We start from the raw sequence: 17,212 nt of genomic DNA on the forward strand, positions 1-17,212 counted from the left end.
GGTGTGTGGGGGAGGCGCTTGACAGGGGTGGCAGGCTGGACCGGAGGCAGGCCCGGGCCGAGGGGGGCCGCAGGCCCGGCCGAAGGCCCAAAGCCCTCGGGGTGGGCCTGCCGCAGGGCCTGCAGGCCCCCCCTGTCAAGCGCCGAGGGGACCCACACACCACGGGACGGCCCACGGGACGGCCCACGAGCCAACCCACAGAAAGGCCCACAAGCCAGCCCACAGCACGACCCACAGCACGCCCCGGGCCCGCCACCCCGAAGGCGGACCCGCCGTCAGGCGCCCGCCATGTCCAGCAGCTTCGTCACCGTGTTCCAGTTGCGGCTGGTCCAGTCGATGCCCTTCAGCACGGCCGGCCGGTGCACGGCCTCCGCGAGTTTGGACCGGCCCAGCCCGTCCGGCGTGTACAGGTAGAGCACCCGCTCCCCGACCCGGTACTCCTCGGGCAGCAGGGCCTCGGCGTCGATCCCGGCGAACCGCTCCGGCTCCGGCTGGCGGCCCAGGAAGGTCGCGTGCAGCTGCTTGCCCTCCAGCTCCGCGGCCGGGAACGGGCAGGCGTCGGCCACCGCGCGGAGGTAGTCGCCCGCCAGGACGAGGCAGGCGGTGCGGTAGCCGAACTCGCCCTCGATGGCGTCCTCCAGCTCCCGCGCCAGGGCCTCGGCACCCTCGTCCGACCCGGTCGTGAAGACCGCGTTGCCGCTCTGCACGTACGTCCGCACGTCCGTGTGCCCGAGCCCCTCCATCAGCGTCCGCAGCTGCGCCATCGGCATCTTCCGGCCGCCCACGTTGATCCCGCGCATCAGGAGCACGTACGTCGTCGCCATGGCCGCACTCTAGCCGTCGCGCGGGGGACGGCGGCCCGGGCGGTGGCGGCCGTGGCGCCCACGGGCGGACGCGGCGGTGGGGCCGTCCGGCGCCGGCTCGGCGGCGCCCGGCGTCCCGTCGGGCGCCCGCCGGTGGCGCAGGTCGTAGAGCGCGGCGGCGGACACCTCGGCGGCCATGACCGCGCACGCCGCCAGGCACAGCAGGAGCAGGAGCGTCCAGGGGGCCGCATCCCCCTCGGCGGGCAGCTGCGGCAGGGCCGCCACCGCGGCCGCGGCCAGGCACCCGGACGCGGCCCGGATGCGCCTCCGGAACACTCCGTCGTGCGCGGCGAGTGCGGCACCGAGGACGCCGGCGACGTGGAACGCCAGGCCCACGGCCGCGATCAGGGCGGCGAAGGAGCTCGGCGCCAAGTCCGTCAGCAGCCGCACGACGAGCGTGAGGGCCCAGCCGGCCATGCCGAGCGTCACCAGGTGGCACGGTCCGCGGACCAGGGGGCGGACCGACGGGGACATGACGGTCACCTCGCCGGCGTCCGCCGACGGGGGGTGTGCGTCGGGGTGCCCGGGGCCGCTGCCGCTGCTGCCGCCGGGGCGGCCGCGCAGGCGCCGGGCCGACACCACGACGGCCGCCGCGGACGGCACGGCCAGCGCGGCGACGCGCAGCAGGGGGGCCGCGACCGGGGGGAGCGCGCCGGGGAAGGCGACCACGGCGAGCAGGGCCCCGTACCCGCTGAGCAGCGCTGTCGACCAGCCGCGGGGCATCCTTACCGCCTCGCAGCCCAGCGCCACCAGGGCCCCGGGACCGACGACGGCCACCGACAGCAGGGCCAGGGTCAGGGCGGGTGCCGGGGTCCGCCAGAGCAGGACCGGGGCACCCTCGGCCTTCGTCAGCGCCCCGGGAACGGCCATGCAGCCGAGGCAGAGCCCGGCCCACAGGCAGCCGGCCAGCCCGGCCAGGCGCGCGGCGAGCCGGGCTCCGGGGGCGTCCGCCCCGCCCCACGCGAGAACGGAGTGCCGCACCCCCAGCACGATCAGTGGCCCGGTCACGAGGAGGAACGGCAGTGCCATCCAGACCAGTTCGCCGCCGAGGTCCACCTCGCTCAGCGGCATGAGTCCGAAGCGGAGCGCCAGCAGCTGGACTTCGAGGCTCAGGCCGAGGAGGAGGTCGACGGAGAAGGCGAGCAGGCAGCCGATCAGGGCGGCCTCCCAGCCGGTGAACTCGTCGGCGCGGGCCGGCCGCAGCAGGGCCGCCCTCCTGCGTTCCAGGGACGGATGGGTGCCGAACGGCCACGCCGTCCCGTCGCGCCTGGTGCCCCGGCGTCCCGCGCTCAGCCGGCCGAGGGCGTCCCCGAACGCGACCGCGCCGGACACCTCGCCCGTCCCCATCCTCGAGGCCGCGAACCGGTCCGCGTGGAACTCCCTCGACTGCAGGAAGCAGTTGCGGGCGGCGTAGACCACGCCGACGATCAGGACGAGCTCCAGCGAGAGCCCGCGCAGGGCCGCGCCGTCGCCGGCGAAGCGTCCGCTGAACGACAGCCCGAACGCGCCCGCCACCAGGGCGAGGAACGTCCACCACAGGGCGGTGACGGCGAGGGTGACGTCGAGGTCGCGATGGTGGATGTGGCCGAGCTCGTGCTGGATCACCGCCTCCACCAGGCGCTCGTCCTTGCCGCGGGCGTGGTGGAGTTCGAGGCCGGTGGATACCGCGACGTACCGTCGGCGCACGTTCCCGAAGGCCTGCGCGTTGACCCGCGGGTCGCCCCCGTCGACCAGGACGGTGGGCCGTGGCACCCCGGCCGCGGTCGCCAGCGCGTGCACGGCGCCGGCGGGTGCGCCGTCCCGCTTCATGCGGCGGTAGAGGATGGTCAGTCGGGGCAGCAGGCCGTAAAGGAGGAGCCCCCCTCCGGTGAGCGTGCCGACGATCAGGCCCGCACGACGCTCCGGGTGGTCCACGACCGGGGGGCCGCAGTCACGCCGGATCGCACCGGCGACCCGCTCCTGGTAGACGTCCGGGACCTCCCGTCGCTGCCAGAAGGGCAGGTCCGCGGCGAGTTGGGACTCCTCCGGCGTGAGGGGCAGGGCGTCGAGCTGGTCGCGCGTCACCCGGCCGGCGCACAGCGTGCGTCCCATCGCCGCCTCCGCGTGCTGCCGGGACTCGGCGGGAAAGGCGATGGCGGCGGACGCGACGGTCAGCGCGATCCAGAACAGCAGCGCCCGCAGGTACACGCTCCGTCAGCGTCCGCCGGCCGGGCCCGCGTCGCCTACGGGGGGCGCCGGAGGGACCGGGGAAGGGTTCGGGGCTGCTCCGGAAGGAGGTGCCGGAGGCACCGCGGACGGCTCGGGGGGAGCGGGCGTCGGCTGGGCGGCGGTGTCCGCCAGGGCCTGGACGAACCTGGCCAGCACGGCGTTGGCGACCCGCCGGGCCTCGTCCTCCGACGGGTGGCAGTCGAGTGCGGCGGCCAGGCAGATCTCGCGCAGCCGGTTCAGCTCTCCGGCGTCGACGAGTGGCTGCGGGGCACCGGCCTGCGGTTCCCGCCGGCGCCGTCGGCGCCTGCGCAGCTCCTCGAGACGGTCCTCCAGCCGGGCGACGACCGCGGTCGACACCGCCCCGAGCAGGGCGGACGCGGCGGCGAGGGCGGCCGGGGTGACGAACTCCCCGAAGGCCCCCGTGACGTCGAAGCGGTTCGGCCGCGCCCACCGCGCCCACCACGGGCGGAAGTGCGCGCGGGCGAGTTGGTCGAACCGCCGCCGCTCCAGCTCGTCCTCGGTGGCGAACACCACCTGGCGGGCCAGCTCCCGCGCCACGTGGCGGCGGTCCCGCGTCAGTTCCGACCCGGCTGTTCCCATGTGTCGTGCCACCCCCCGGTGCATGCCGGAAGACCGGCATGATCGCGCAGGGCGCACGGCGCCCCACTGCCGGTGACCATTATGGGGCGGTGCCGGCGTCCCGGTCAGGGGATCGGCGACGTGGACCCCGGTTCGGCCCGGCGGCCACCCGCCGGCTTCCGCGGGGGGAGCCGCCCGCGGCCGGTCCGGGGCACCGGCCGGCGCGGTGCGAGACTTGGCCGGTCACGACGGCGGCACGGCGATGGGGACGGCAGAGATGGACGAGGCGCGGGCCGGGGAGGTGCTCGCGGCGGCCGGGTTCGACCGGGCGGCGGAGCTGCTGGCGCTCGGGGAGAACGCGGTCTTCGGCGTCGGCGAGCTGGTGGTCAAGGTCGGCCGGGGCGCGGAGCTGCTGGAGCGGGCCCGGCGCGAGCTGGCGGTCGCCGGGTGGCTCGCGGCGGCCGGGGTGCCCGCCGTACGGGCGGCGGAGCCGGAGCCGCGGCTGGTCGAGGGGCACCCGGTGACGGTCTGGCACCGGCTCGCGCCGGCCGTGCGTGCGGCGGCCCCGGCCGACCTCGCCGGCCTGCTGCGCGCGGTGCACGCGCTGCCCGCCCCGCCGTTCCCGCTGCCCCCGCGCGAGCTGCTCGGCGGTGTCGAGCGGTGGCTGCGGCTGGCCGGGGACGCGATCGACCCGGCGGACGCGGCGTACCTGCGCGACCGCCGGGACTCCTTCGCCGCCGAGGCGGCCGCGCTGACGCCCCGGCTGCCGGCCGGGCCGATCCACGGGGACGCCCTGCCGCGCAACGTGCACGTCGGGCCGGACGGGCCGGTCCTGGTGGACCTGGAGACCTTCTCGACGGACCTGCGCGAGCACGACCTGGTGGTCATGGCCCTCCAGCGGGACCGGTACGGGCTGGACCCGGCGGGCTACGACGCCTTCTGCGCGACGTACGGCTGGGACGTCCGCGCGTGGGAGGGCTGCGCGGTGCTCCGCGGTGCGCGCGAGACCGCCAGCTGCGCCTGGGTCGCGCAGCACGCCCCCTCCAACCCGGCCGCCCTGACCGAGTTCCGCCGCCGCGTGGCCTCCCTCCGCGAGAACACCCCCGAAGTCCGCTGGTACCCGTTCTGACGGGGGACCGCGACATGGCCCGAAAGTCCCTGGAGCCGTCCCGGGGTGCGCGTTACGCTGGGGGCATGACTTCTTCGTCCTGTCTCAACTGGTGGCGCCCCTCCTAGGGGCGGCCACCCAGCAGGACATCCATGCGGGGCCGTCCACCGGACGGCCCTTTCGCATGCCCGCGCCCACGCCCGCGCGGGGAGCCGGCCCTCCGGTGGCGGCCCCCCGAAACGGCGGGAGCAGCGCGATGACACTCACCACGACCGACGGCACCACGGCCCACGGCACGACGACCGGCGGCACGACGACCGGCGGCACCACCACCCTCCTCGGCCCGGAGCCGGAGCACGCCGCCGGGCCGGCGGACCTGGAGTCCCGGATCCGGCGGGCGCCCGGGCGGTTCCGGATGCTGACCGGGGACCGCCCGACCGGCCGACTGCACCTGGGCCACTACTTCGGCACCCTGCGCAACCGGGTGCACCTCCAGGACCTCGGCGTGGAGACGTACGTGATCGTCGCCGACTACCAGGTGCTCACCGACCGGGACGTGGCCGAGCGGCTGGCCGAGCACGTCGAGGACCTGGTGCTCGACAACCTCGCCGCCGGGATCGACCCCGACCGCACGGTCCTCTTCGCCCACAGCGCGGTGCCGGCGCTCAACCAACTGCTGCTGCCCTTCCTGTCCCTGGTGTCGGTCGCCGAACTGGGCCGCAACCCCACCGTCAAGGACGAGATCGCGCACTCGCGGCAGTCGGCGGTGAGCGGGCTGATGTTCACCTACCCGGTCCACCAGGCCGCCGACATCCTCTTCAGCAAGGCGAACGTGGTGCCGGTCGGCCGGGACCAGCTGCCGCACCTGGAGGTGACCCGGACCGTGGCCCGCCGCTTCAACGACCGCTACGGCCGGGTGTTCCCCGAGCCCGAGGCGCTGCTCTCGACGGCGCCGGCCCTGCTGGGCACGGACGGCTCCAAGATGAGCAAGTCCCGCGGCAACGCGGTCGCCCTGGCCGCGACCGCCGACGAGACGGCCCGCCTCGTCAAGGGAGCGAAGACCGACGCGCAGCGGCACATCACCTACGACCCCGAGGGGCGGCCCGAGGTGTCGGGCCTCGTGCTGCTGGCCGCGCTGTGCCAGGACCGGGACCCGCACGAGGTGGCCGCCGGCATCGGCGACGGCGGCGCCGCCGCGCTGAAGCGGACGGTGACGGAGGCCGTCAACGAGCACCTCGCGCCGCTGCGGGCCCGCCGCGCCGAGCTGGCCCGCGACCGGTCGTACGTGCGCGGGGTCCTGCGGGCGGGCAACGAGCGGGCGGCGGCGTTGGCGGAGGCCACCCTGGACGAGGTCCGCGACGCGATGGGCACCCGCTACTGAAGCGGCCGTGCCGGGACGGACGGGGCCACCGGTCCGGGGTCGCCGGTCCGGGGTCGCCGGTCCGGGGTCGCCGGTCCGGGCAGCCGGTCCGGGGTCGTCAGGCCCTGGCCGGCGCCGGGGTCGGCGCGCGCAGCGGCCAGCGCGCGTCGACCACGGCCTCCGGGCTGCCCTGGCGGCGCAGGTAGGCCTGGAAGCCGGTCGCCCACGACGCGTACCAGGACACCTGTCGCTCGTGCAGCAGCTCCGGCGCGAGCGCGGCCACCGTCGGGTGCCGGTCGGCTATCGCGCGGGCCACGTGAACGGCCGCCAGGGCGTCGGCGAACGCGTCGTGCGCCCCTTCCAACGTCACGCCGTACACCCTGCAGACGGCCTCCAGCGTGCGCTTGCCGGGCCGGTAGCGGTCCACCGCGCGGTCGATGGTCAGCGGGTCGACCACCGGGCCCGTGCCGGCCGGTCCCGCCGCCGCGCCGAGCCGGTCGGCCAGCGACGGCAGCCCGTACCGGGCCAGTTCGGCGGTCAGCAGCGTCAGGTCGAAGGCGGCGTTGTACGCCACCACGACCGCGCCGCGCCGCCACAGTTCCACGAGCGCCTCGGCGACCTCGTCGGCCACCTCGCGGGCCGGGCGCCCCTGCGCCACCGCCCGCTCGGTGCTGATGCCGTGGATGGCCGAGGCCTGCTCCGGAATGGCTATCCCCGGATCGGCCAGCCAGCCGCGCCGTCCCGTCATCTCGCCGCCGGTCACCTCGACCACCGCGGCCGTCACGATCCGCGCCTCGTGCGGGTCCGTCCCCGTCGTCTCCAGATCGAATCCGGCCAGCACTCCCCCGTGCCACGTCATGCCGTGCCCCTCCCTCATCGTGGGCTCCAGCCTGCCACGGGCCTCTGACAGCCGGCGGAGGGGGCCGGTGCGCGACCCCTGCGACGAGGTGCTACGACGCCGCTGCGCGGTCGTGGTGCGGGGGCGAGGGGACCCTCACACCACCACACCCCCTACGACACCGGCCGGGAGTCCTGCCACACGGACTCGAACTCCTCGCGGTAGGTGCCGAACAGGCCGGGCTCGGTGTCCCGGGCCGGCCCCCGGCCGCCGCCCCGCAGCACGAGCACGGGCGCCTCCATGCCGCGCGCCCGCCGCAGGTAGGACTGGACGACGGCTATGCCGCTGCCGGGACCTCCGGTGCCCTCCACGAGGTAGGCGGTGAACCGCGGGGTCTCGTCGAAGACGTGGATGGCGAAGTTCGAGGGGTCGCCCAGCCGGGTGCGGACCCGGCGCACGTGCAGGATGTTCATCTCGACGGAGCGGCTCAGCTCGCCCTTCTTGAGGCCGAGCTCCCGCTCGCGCCGCTTGACGGCGCTGCTCGCCGGGTTCAGGAAGAGCAGCCGCACCCGGCAGCCGGCGTCGGCCAGCCGCACCAGCCGGCGGCCCGAGTAGTTCTGCACGAGCAGGTTCAGGCCTATGCCGATGGCGTCGAGCCGGCGGGCCCCGCCGAAGAGGTCCTCGGCGGGCAGCTGCCGCTGCAGCCGCACCCGGTCGGGGTGGACGGAGACCACGTCGGCGTACCGGTCGCCGACCAGGTCCTCGACGGCGTCGATCGGCAGCCGCTCGGCGGCCGGGCTGCCGGCGCCCCCGCCGAGCACTTCCAGCAGCCGGGCCGAGGCCCGTTCCGCCTGCGAGAGCACGGCCTGGGACAGGGCCCGGTTGCGGGAGACGACGTTGCGGGTGACCTCGAGCTCGTCGAGGGCCAGCTCCACCTCGCGCCGGTCGTCGAAGTACGGTTCGAAGCACGGCCAGTGCTGGACCATCAGCTCCCGCAGCTGCGGCAGCGTCAGGAAGCTCAGGACGTTGTCGTCGGCCGGGTCGAGCAGGTAGCCCTTGCGCCGGCTGACGTCGCGCACGGCGACGGCCCGGTGCACCCATTCCTGACCGGCCGGCCCGGCCGCGGCGACGACCCAGTCGTCCTCGCCGTGGACGGGCTCGTAGATGGGCCGTAGGACGGCGCCGACGACGGCCCGCAGCCGCTGTTCGATCAGGTTGAGCCAGATGTACGCGCGGCCGGCGCGCTGGGCCCGGGTGCGGACCTCGCTCCAGGCCTCGGCGCTCCAGTCCAGTTCCGCGCCGGCCGCCGGCCCGGGCCCGCTCTCGGCGGGCCGGGCCAGCGACACCGCGCCCGGCGGTCCGGACGGGCCCCCCGAGGGGGCGTCCGGAGGGACGCCCGGGGACGTTCCGGCCGGAACGTCCGAGGTGCCGCCCTCGTGACCCGCGTCACCAGGGGGCAGCTCCAGCCCTCCCGAGCTCACCCGTGCACCGCCTTCTGCTTCCGCCACGCCCGCTCCAACGATCAAGGAAGGGTACTCCCCGAGCGGGAGGCGGTGCAGCTGGATGGTCCCTGAAGGTTTCCCAACTCCTCTATTGCGGGCGACCGTTAGCACCCGCCAGGGCCGGCGGAGTGAGCGGATTCATAGCGGTCACGTCACGTGGCATGAGCTGGAAGCCCTGCCAGTGCACGGGCATCGGCTGCTGGTCCTCGTCGCGGGCGACGTGGTGGAACCCGATGTTGACCCACGCGATGGGGTTCTTCAGCGTCTCGCCGTTGACCCAGGTGTCCACGCTCTTGCCGGCGTCCGGCCCGCAGTTGCGCAGGTTGTTGGTCGCGAACTGCTCGCAGGCCTTGTACTCCGTGAAGTACACGTCGTGGCGGGTGTAGGGGCGGCCCGAGTACTTGGACGACGCGCCGGGCACGATCTCGTACGAGCGCTCGTGGCCGTCCTTGTTCTTTCCGGTGGCGCTGACGACCCGCCACCACCGCATGGACTTCGCGTCGCCCGCCAGTTCCTTGGTGACCGGCGTGCGCGTGGTCATGGTGGTCGGGGTGGAGCCGTCGGGGCGGGGGGTGACCACCGAGTCGTACTGCTCGACCCGGCCGCCGGGGGTGCCGTCGAGGGCGAAGTTCAGCCGCCAGAAGATGTTGTGGCTGTGGCTGGTGGCGTAGGACTTGGCGCCCTCGCCGATCGGCCAGCCGCGGCCGTCGCCGGCGTCGTAGTCGCCCGGGGAGAGGCTGCCGGTGGCACCGACGTTGGCGCTGACGAGGCCGTCGGCCTGGAAGCGCCACTCGGTGATGTACTCGTACCAGCCGACCTTGTTGACGGTGTAGACGAGCAGGTCCTTGCCCTGTTCCTGCCAGACCTGGCCCTGCTGGTCACCGGCCATGCGGTACGCGTGGCCGCGGGCCCGGGTCGTGGCGCACAGGCCCTTGACCTCGTTCTCGCTCTGGTCCCAGGCGTTGACGACCTTGACGGTCTTGATGGTGCCGCCGGGGCACTCGTCGGGGAGCATGCCCTGCAGGCCGCTGCCGAAGCCGGCGCCGGTCAGGTCGTCGTACTCGGCCTTGCCGTCGTCGTACGGGACGTGGATCTGGCCGAGCTTGGCGGAGGTCAGCACCATGATGGGCTTGGCCTCGCCCTTGGGCTGGTAGGAGATCTGGTCGAGGACCAGACCGGCCTCGCTCTCGTAGCGCCAGCACATACGCCAGGTGGTGCCGCCGGTGAGGGTCTGCTCGATGCGGTAGGCGGCGCTGCAGTCGGGGCCGGTGGTGCCGGCCCTGGCGGCCGGGGCCTTCGCGACGGTCCCGGCGAGCGGGGTGGTCTGCGGCGCGGCGGAGGCCGGTCCGGCGGCGGCGGTGGCGCCGCCGAGGAGGGCGGAGGCCGCGAGGGCCACCGCGGCGCGCCTGCGGGCGCGGTGGATTCGGTTCAGGTGCATGGTCGGTGCGACTCCTGGGACGGGAAAGTTCAGGAAGGAGCGGAGCGGCGGTCGGGCGGGGGTGTGCCGGGAGCGGGTCGGTCCTCCCGGGCGCTCCGGGCGGCGCCGCTCAGATCTTGTGGACGGTGCGTGCGCTGAGGTCCACGACCAGCGAGCGGACGTCGATCCACGGGCCGTTCTTCACCTTGAGGAAGAGCCGGACGCAGCGGTGCGTCCCGCACTCCTTGACGGCGGACGGGCCGGGGTTCTCGCCGTTCACGCGGTAGATCAGGGCGTTCTTCAGGGCCAGCTGGCCGGGCTGCACGAGCTTCTTGCCGGTGGCGTCCTGGTAGTCCTTGCGCAGCCCGTCGCCCGCCGGGGCGGCGATCATCAGCTTCGCGGCCTCGGCGGCCTCGGTGCCGGCGATGGGCGGCTGCACTCCGTGCTGGACGTCGGTGGACTCGACCTTGCCGGTGTCGAGGTTCACGACGTACGTGGTGAGCGCGTCGGTCCTGTAGTCGTACGAGCTGAGCTGGGCCCGGCGCGGCGCGCCGGCGCGTCCGACCTCGTCCGGGCGCGTCTCGGCGAGGTCGGTGGCCAGCCACTGCGGGCCGGCCGACCCGGAGGCGTCCTGGGCCTGCCGGGCCTTGCCGGCGGAGGCGGCGAGCGCGATCTGCCGGACCCGGGCGAGCTCGGCGCCGGTGAGCGGGTCCCGGCCGGTGCCCTTCTGCCCCTCGACCGGAGCCGCCTCGACGGTGCCCGGCCGGCTGCCCGGGCGGAGTCCGTCCTGGGCCCCCCGGCCCCCCTGGTCGGCGGCCCGCGCGGCTCCGGCCGGGGCGCCGTCGGCGGTTCCCGAGCCGTTCGCGGCCCCCGCGGCGCCGGGCAGCGTGACGCCGACCGCGACGGCCGTGCCGGTGATCGCGATGGCCGCGCCCGCCACGAGCTTCCCCACGTGGCGGCGTACTGTTATGGGCACATTCCCCCCTTATATGCATACCTGGTATGCGTGGTCACCCGGTAGGACGGCCACAAGTCCCCACGGGTTGCCCCGGTTTCGGGGAAGATCTGGCATGGGCCAACCGGCCGCGTGAGCAGGAATGGAAGAGTTGCATTTATGCAGGTCTGGCCTGGACAGGCGTATCCGCTGGGCGCCACGTACGACGGCGCGGGAACGAATTTCGCGGTCTATTCGGAGGCCGCCAGACGCATCGAGCTGTGCCTGCTGCACGACGACGGTTCGGAGACCGCCGTCGAGCTCCGCGAGACGGACGCGTTCGTCCGCCACGCGTACCTGCCGGGCGTCATGCCCGGGCAGCGGTACGGCTTCCGGGTGCACGGGCCGTACGAGCCCGAGCGGGGGCGCCGCTGCAACCCCGCGAAGCTGCTGCTGGACCCGTACGCGCGGGCCATCAGCGGCCGCATCGACTGGAACGAGGCGGTGTACGGCTACCACTTCGGGCGGCCGGACTCCCGCAACGACCTCGACTCGGCGCCGCACACGATGACCTCGGTCGTGGTCAACCCGTACTTCGACTGGGGGAACGACCGGCCGCCGCGCATCGACTACCACCACACGGTGCTGTACGAGGCGCACGTCAAGGGTCTGACGATGCGCCACCCGGAGCTGCCGGAGGAGCTGCGGGGCACGTACGCGGCCCTCGCGCACCCGGCGGTGATCGGCCACCTGACGAAGCTGGGCGTGACGGCACTCGAGCTGATGCCCGTACACCAGTTCGTCAACGACCACCGGCTGGTGGACGACGGGCTGACCAACTACTGGGGCTACAACACGATCGGGTTCTTCGCCCCGCACAACGCGTACGCCTCCTGGGGTGACCGCGGCCAGCAGGTGCTGGAGTTCAAGTCCGCCGTACGGGCCCTGCACGAGGCCGGCATCGAGGTGATCCTCGACGTGGTCTACAACCACACCGCCGAGGGCAACCACCTGGGGCCGACGCTGTCGTTCCGGGGGCTGGACAACGCCTCGTACTACCGGCTGACCGAGGACCGGCGGTACTACATGGACACCACCGGCACCGGGAACTCGCTGCTCATGCGGTCGCCGCACGTGCTCCAGCTGATCATGGACTCGCTGCGGTACTGGGTGACCGAGATGCACGTGGACGGGTTCCGCTTCGACCTGGCGGCGACCCTGGCCCGGCAGTTCCACGAGGTGGACCGGCTGTCGTCGTTCTTCGACCTGGTCCAGCAGGACCCGGTGGTCAGCCAGGTCAAGCTGATCGCCGAGCCCTGGGACCTGGGCGAGGGCGGCTACCAGGTGGGGAACTTCCCGCCGCTGTGGACCGAGTGGAACGGCAAGTACCGCGACACGGTCCGCGACCTGTGGCGGGGCCAGCCGCGGACGCTGGCGGAGTTCGCGGGCCGGCTGACCGGCTCCTCGGACCTGTACCAGGACGACGGGCGGCGGCCGCTGGCGTCGATCAACTTCCACACCTGCCACGACGGCTTCACCCTGCACGACCTGGTCGCGTACAACGACAAGCACAACGAGGCCAACCGCGAGGGCAACCGCGACGGGGAGACCTACAACCGGTCGTGGAACTGCGGCGCCGAGGGGACGACCGAGGACCCCGCGGTGCTGGAGCTGAGGGCCCGGCAGATGAGGAACTTCGCGGCCACGCTCATGCTCTCGCAGGGCGTGCCGATGCTCAGCCACGGCGACGAGTTCGCGCGCACCCAGGGCGGCAACAACAACACCTACTGCCAGGACAACCCGGTCTCCTGGGTGCAGTGGCCGGAACCGGGCAAGCCCGCGCCGGCCCTGCTGGAGTTCACCCGGGCGATGGTACGGCTGCGGCACGAGCACCCGGTGTTCCGGCGCCGGCGCTTCTTCCACGGGCGGCCGGTGGAGGGCACGAGCGACGAGCTGTCGGACATCGCCTGGTTCACGCCGGAGGCCGGGGAGATGAAGGCCCGCGACTGGCAGTCCCAGCACGCGCGGGCGATGACGGTGTTCGTCAACGGGGAGGCGATCTCGGAGCCCGGCCCGCGCGGCGAGCGGATCACGGACGACTCGTTCCTGCTGATGTTCAACGCGAGTCCGGACCCGCTGGAGTTCACCGTGCCGGCCGGGCACGGCTCCCGGTGGAACGTGCTGGTCGACACGGCCCGGGAGGAGGTCCCGCCGACCGGCACCGGCCCCGTGCTGGGGGCCGGCGACCGGGTGACGCTGGTCGGACGGAGCCTGGCGGTGCTTCAGCGGTCGGCGTAGTCGCCGCTGGGGGTACGGCGGCCCTGGCGCGGGATGAAGGGCTTGGCCGGGGCCGGGGCCGGGGTCGGGGCCGAGGTCGGCTCCGGAGTCGGGGTCGGCTCCGGCTCCGGGGCAGGCATCCGGGTGACGAGGGCCAGCACCAGGGCGAGCGCCGCGGCCCCCACCGCCACCAGGAACGCGCCGGACGGCCCGTACCGCTCCGCCAGCCGCCCGGAGAGCGCCAGCGCGAGCGCCTGGCCGGCCACCACCGCGCTGGCCGCGAAGGCCATCGCCTCGGCGAGCCGGGCGGGCCGCACGTGCCGCTCGGTCAGCGCGAAGGCGGTGATCAGGTGCGGGGCGTACGCCGCGCCGAGCACGGTCACGGTGACGTACAGGCCGGCCAGGGAGCCGGTGAGGACCAGCGGCACCGAGAACACCAGCGCCGCCGCGGTGGCCATCCGCCAGCGCAGCCGCAGCCCGAACCGCAGCGGCAGCGCGCCGAGCGCGAGCCCCACGACGGCACTCACCACGCCCATGGCGGCGTACACGAGGCCGGCCTGGCCGGGCACGCCCAGGCGGGCGGTGAGCGCGGCGATCCCGGCCTGGGCGGCGCCGAACATGGCCCCCTGGAGGAGCAGCGAGCCCCGGACGGCGTACACGACGGCCGGCGGCCGCCGCCGGTCGCGGACACCCGGTTCCCCGGCGTGCCGAGCCCCGGCCGTGACGGCGGCGGTCGGGTGCAGCGCGAAGGCGGTACCGAAGCCGGCGACCAGGGCGGCGGCGCCGCCGAGGGCCACCGCCGGGTGGACGACGAGGGCCGCGAGCCCCACGAGGGCGGGCCCGATGACGAACGAGACCTCGTCAAGGGTCCCTTCGAACGAGTGGACGCCCTGGACGGTCCGCGCGTCCGCCCCGGCCCGGTGCGCGAGCGCGACCGAGCGGGTCCGGGCCATCGGCCCGACCAGCGGTACGGAGGCCCCGGCGACGGCCCCCACCGCCGCCAGCGGGACCGTGGCGAGACCGAGCAGGGCGCCTGCGACCAGGCCCCCGGTCGCGACGGCGTTGACGGCCGCGGCGGCCAGCACGACCGGCCGTTGGCCGCGACGGTCCGCAAGCCGCCCGAGGATCGGCCCGCACACCACCTGACCTGCGGAGAGCGTGCCGCCGACGGTGCCGGCGACGGCCAGTGAGCCGCTGGTCTCGGCGATCAGCAGCACGCTGCCGAACTGGCACATCGCCAGGGGGAGCCTGGCGAGGAAGGAGACGAGGGGGAGGACGGGCCCGGTCAGGGCGATGACCTTGCGATAGGTGTGGACGGTTCCGATCACTGATCGAAACTAACCCAGCGCAGTCACCCGGATGCACTGGGCAATGGCACGGAATCGGCCCGGGTGGGTACGTACGTTCTCATGACCGAGCAGTATGCGAACGGATCTTCACCGCCGACTGCCACGTACCGCCTGCAGCTCCAGCCGGAGTTCCCCTTCGAGGCGGCGCGGGCAGCCGTACCGTACCTCGCCGGGCTCGGGGTCTCCCACCTGCACCTCTCGCCGGTGCTGGAGGCGGTGCCCGGCTCGGCGCACGGGTACGACGTGGTGGACCACACCCGGGTGCGGGAGGAGTTGGGCGGCGAGCGCGGGTTGCGCCGACTGGCGGACACGGCACGGCGGCACGGCCTGGGGATCGTCCTGGACATCGTCCCCAACCACATGGCGGTACCGGCGCCGGCCCGGCTGAACCGGCCTCTGTGGGAGGTGCTGAAGGAAGGTCAGTCCTCGCCGTACGCGCGCTGGTTCGACATCGACTGGGCGGCGGGCGACGGCCGGCTGCTGCTGCCGGTGCTGGGCGACGAGGCGGTCGGCCCGGACGGCGCGGTGCGTCCGGACGCACTGCGGGTGGCGGACGGAGTGCTCCGGTACGGGCCCCACGAGTTCCCGCTGCGGGAGGGCACGGGGCACCTGCCGCCGGCGGAGCTGACGGCCGCCCAGTGGTACCGGCTGGGCTCGTGGCGGCTGGCCCGGACCCGGCTGAACTACCGGCGCTTCTTCACGATTTCGGAGCTGATCGGGGTGCGGGTGGAGGACCCGGAGGTGTTCCGGGCCTGCCACGACAAGGTGCTGCAGCTGGTGCGCGAGGGGGTGGTGGCGGGGCTGCGGATCGACCATCCCGACGGCCTGGCGGACCCGGGCGCGTACCTGCGGCGGCTGCGGTCGGAGACGGGCGGCCGGGTGTGGACGGTGGTGGAGAAGATCCTGGCCCGCGAGGAACGCCTGCCGGCCGACTGGCCGGTGGCCGGCACGACCGGGTACGACGCCCTGTACCGGTTGGACGGCCTGCTGACGGACGACCAGGGGGGCCACGAACTCGCCTCCCTGTACCGCGATTTCACCGACCTGCCGAGCGACCGGGGCGGCGACTGGCAGCCGACCGCGGCCCGCGCGGCCGCGGAGCTGCTGACCCACGACCTGGTGGCCGAGGTCGAGACCCTGGTCCGGCTGGCGCAGCGCGGCGCCCCCCGCGCCGACACGGCGCCCGACCCCGACGCGGACCGGGCCGGCGCGCACACGCACGCGCTCGTCCGCAGGACCGAGGACACGGACACGACCTCGGACACGGACACGGACGCGGATGCGGGACGGGGCACGGGCCCGGGCGCGCAGGCGCTCCGGTCGGCCGTGCGGGGGCTGCTCGCGGCGCTGCCCGTGTACCGGCCGTACCCCGGGGACGGGTCCGCCGTGCCCCCCGCCTCGGCGGTACCCGGTGACCCGGCGGCCGTGGCCCTGGTGCGCCGGCTCGCGCTCGGCGGCGACCCCGCCTTCCAGGCCCGCTTCGCCCAGACCTCGGCGGCGCTGCGCGCCAAGTCGCTGGAGGACCGGGCCTTCTACCGGCACGCCCCGCTGCTGTCGGCGACCGAGGTGGGCGGCGATCCGGGGCGCCCGGCGGTGCCGACGGCGGAGTTCCACGCGTACTGCGCGCGGATCGCCCGCGACTGGCCCGGGACCGGGACGGTGCTGTCCACGCACGACACCAAGCGCAGCGGCGACGTACGGGCCCGCATCGCGCTGCTGGCGGAGTGCCCGCGCCGGTGGCGGGAGGTGCTGGCCGCACTGCCGGAGGGACCGGACCGGCAGGTGGTGTGGGTGACGGCGCAGACGGTGTTCGGGCTGGCCGCGCGGGAGCCGGAACGGGTGGCCGGGGCGGTCCTGAAGGCCGTCCGCGAGGCCGGGCTCCGGACCCGCTGGACCGATCCGGACGAGGCGTACGAGGCGGCCGTGCGCGAGTACGCCGAGGGGGCCGACCTCGCGCCGGTCCTCGCCCTCGCGGCCGAGCTCACCGCACCCGCCCGCGCCAACGTCCTGTCGGCGGCGCTGCTCCAGCTGACGGTGCCGGGCGTGCCGGAGCTCTACCAGGGCTGCGAGGCGGAGTACCTCGCCCTGGTCGACCCGGACAACCGCGCCCCGGCCCGCTTCCCGGACCCCGCCCCGGACCCGTCCGACGGGCCGTCCCGGCCGGACCTCGGCTCCGAGAAGCGCGCCCTGACCCGGGCCGCGCTGCTGCTGCGCAGGCACCGGCCGGAGGCGTTCGGGCCCGCCGGCGCGTACGGACGGGCGGCGGCCGGCGACCCGTACGAACCCCTCCCGGTCCGGGGACCGGCGGCCGCCCACTGCGTGGCCTTCTGCCGGGGCGGCGCGGCCGTCACCGTCGCCACCCGGCTCCCGCTCGGCCTGTCCGCGACCGGCGGCTGGCACGACACCGAGGTCCGGCTGCCCGCGGGCCCGTGGACCCCGGTCTTCCCCACCCCGCCCGAGCGGGACAGCCCCTCCGCCCCCTCCGCCCCCTCCTGGGTGTCGGTGGCCACGCTGCTCGCCCTGTCTCCCGCAACCCTCCTCGCGCGCCCCTGACCGCCGTCCCGTGGGCCGTGTGGTGTGCGGCCCCCGCAGACCGGGGCCGCCGGATCCTCGGCACGGGCCGGTGGGTCGTGTGGTGTGTGGGGGAGGCGCTCGACGGGGCATGGCAGGCTGGTCCGGAGGCGGGCCCGGGCCTGGGGTGGCCGAAGGCCAGGCCGAAGGCCCGAAGCCCCAGGGGTGGGCCTGGGCAGGGCCCGCAGGCCATGCCCCGTCAAGCG

Annotated in this window: 12 protein-coding genes; 4 read left to right on the forward strand and 8 right to left on the reverse strand. The window is 75.0% G+C overall.

Annotated elements, in window-relative coordinates; translation table 11 throughout:
* Window positions 1–275: 275 nt before the first annotated feature.
* From ACIQCH_RS37490 to ACIQCH_RS37500, 3 genes are read right to left on the reverse strand one after another with little or no spacing between them, the layout of a single operon-like run.
* The gene (locus ACIQCH_RS37490; protein ID WP_402588689.1) at window positions 276–824 is read right to left on the reverse strand and encodes a DUF1697 domain-containing protein; all 549 of its coding nucleotides are present in this window, start codon (window positions 822–824) and stop codon (window positions 276–278) included.
* A gap of 9 nt (window positions 825–833) precedes the next feature.
* A complete protein-coding gene (locus tag ACIQCH_RS37495) occupies window positions 834–3,050 on the reverse strand; it encodes a M48 family metallopeptidase (RefSeq protein ID WP_402588691.1) in 2,217 nt (738 codons plus the stop codon).
* A 6-nt stretch (window positions 3,051–3,056) separates the two neighbouring features.
* Complete coding sequence (locus ACIQCH_RS37500; protein WP_402588693.1) at window positions 3,057–3,671, reverse strand: hypothetical protein; 615 nt, start codon at window positions 3,669–3,671, stop codon at window positions 3,057–3,059.
* A 256-nt stretch (window positions 3,672–3,927) separates the two neighbouring features.
* Here ACIQCH_RS37500 and ACIQCH_RS37505 point away from each other — a divergent pair, with 256 nt between their 5' ends.
* Complete coding sequence (locus ACIQCH_RS37505; RefSeq protein ID WP_402588709.1) at window positions 3,928–4,779, forward strand: phosphotransferase enzyme family protein; 852 nt, start codon at window positions 3,928–3,930, stop codon at window positions 4,777–4,779.
* A gap of 235 nt (window positions 4,780–5,014) precedes the next feature.
* On the forward strand, window positions 5,015–6,139 hold the full coding sequence (gene trpS / locus ACIQCH_RS37510; protein ID WP_402588695.1) for a tryptophan--tRNA ligase: 1,125 nt from the start codon (window positions 5,015–5,017) through the stop codon (window positions 6,137–6,139).
* Between the two features lie 97 nt (window positions 6,140–6,236).
* Here trpS and ACIQCH_RS37515 read toward each other — a convergent pair whose 3' ends face one another.
* From ACIQCH_RS37515 to ACIQCH_RS37530, 4 genes are all read right to left on the reverse strand, one after another.
* A complete protein-coding gene (locus ACIQCH_RS37515) occupies window positions 6,237–6,977 on the reverse strand; it encodes a 3'-5' exonuclease (protein ID WP_402588697.1) in 741 nt (246 codons plus the stop codon).
* A gap of 152 nt (window positions 6,978–7,129) precedes the next feature.
* A complete protein-coding gene (locus ACIQCH_RS37520; protein WP_402588711.1) occupies window positions 7,130–8,437 on the reverse strand; it encodes an SAV2148 family HEPN domain-containing protein in 1,308 nt (435 codons plus the stop codon).
* Between the two features lie 109 nt (window positions 8,438–8,546).
* Entirely contained in the window at window positions 8,547–9,896 is a 1,350-nt protein-coding gene (locus ACIQCH_RS37525) for a copper amine oxidase (protein ID WP_402588699.1), read from the reverse strand.
* A gap of 109 nt (window positions 9,897–10,005) precedes the next feature.
* Window positions 10,006–10,851, reverse strand: coding sequence for a Tat pathway signal sequence domain protein (locus ACIQCH_RS37530; RefSeq protein ID WP_402588701.1), 846 nt, complete (start codon window positions 10,849–10,851; stop codon window positions 10,006–10,008).
* A gap of 138 nt (window positions 10,852–10,989) precedes the next feature.
* Here ACIQCH_RS37530 and glgX point away from each other — a divergent pair, with 138 nt between their 5' ends.
* Window positions 10,990–13,107 carry a glycogen debranching protein GlgX gene (glgX, locus tag ACIQCH_RS37535; RefSeq protein ID WP_402588703.1) on the forward strand — a complete coding sequence of 706 codons (2,118 nt, stop codon included), beginning with the start codon at window positions 10,990–10,992 and terminating at the stop codon, window positions 13,105–13,107.
* Here glgX and ACIQCH_RS37540 read toward each other — a convergent pair.
* Window positions 13,092–14,414, reverse strand: a complete 1,323-nt coding sequence (locus ACIQCH_RS37540; protein WP_402588705.1) for an MFS transporter — start codon at window positions 14,412–14,414, stop codon at window positions 13,092–13,094. The genes glgX and ACIQCH_RS37540 overlap by 16 nt on opposite strands.
* Before the next feature lie 81 nt (window positions 14,415–14,495).
* Here ACIQCH_RS37540 and ACIQCH_RS37545 point away from each other — a divergent pair, with 81 nt between their 5' ends.
* A complete protein-coding gene (locus ACIQCH_RS37545) occupies window positions 14,496–16,988 on the forward strand; it encodes a malto-oligosyltrehalose synthase (protein WP_402588707.1) in 2,493 nt (830 codons plus the stop codon).
* The last annotated feature ends 224 nt before the right edge of the window (window positions 16,989–17,212 follow it).

Origin of the sequence: Streptomyces sp. NPDC093225 (assembly GCF_044753805.1) — a bacterium.
Classification (GTDB): domain Bacteria; phylum Actinomycetota; class Actinomycetes; order Streptomycetales; family Streptomycetaceae; genus Streptomyces.

Excerpts from the sequence above, each read along its gene's own strand:
- ACIQCH_RS37490 (WP_402588689.1), bottom strand. The coding sequence starts at position 824 with ATGGCGACGACGTACGTGCTCCTGATGCGCGGGATCAACGTGGGCGGC.
- ACIQCH_RS37545 (WP_402588707.1), top strand. The coding sequence starts at position 14,496 with ATGACCGAGCAGTATGCGAACGGATCTTCACCGCCGACTGCCACGTAC.
- ACIQCH_RS37515 (WP_402588697.1), bottom strand. The coding sequence starts at position 6,977 with ATGACGTGGCACGGGGGAGTGCTGGCCGGATTCGATCTGGAGACGACG.
- ACIQCH_RS37525 (WP_402588699.1), bottom strand. The coding sequence starts at position 9,896 with ATGCACCTGAACCGAATCCACCGCGCCCGCAGGCGCGCCGCGGTGGCC.
- trpS (WP_402588695.1), top strand. The coding sequence starts at position 5,015 with ATGACACTCACCACGACCGACGGCACCACGGCCCACGGCACGACGACC.
- ACIQCH_RS37505 (WP_402588709.1), top strand. The coding sequence starts at position 3,928 with ATGGACGAGGCGCGGGCCGGGGAGGTGCTCGCGGCGGCCGGGTTCGAC.
- glgX (WP_402588703.1), top strand. The coding sequence starts at position 10,990 with ATGCAGGTCTGGCCTGGACAGGCGTATCCGCTGGGCGCCACGTACGAC.
- ACIQCH_RS37500 (WP_402588693.1), bottom strand. The coding sequence starts at position 3,671 with ATGGGAACAGCCGGGTCGGAACTGACGCGGGACCGCCGCCACGTGGCG.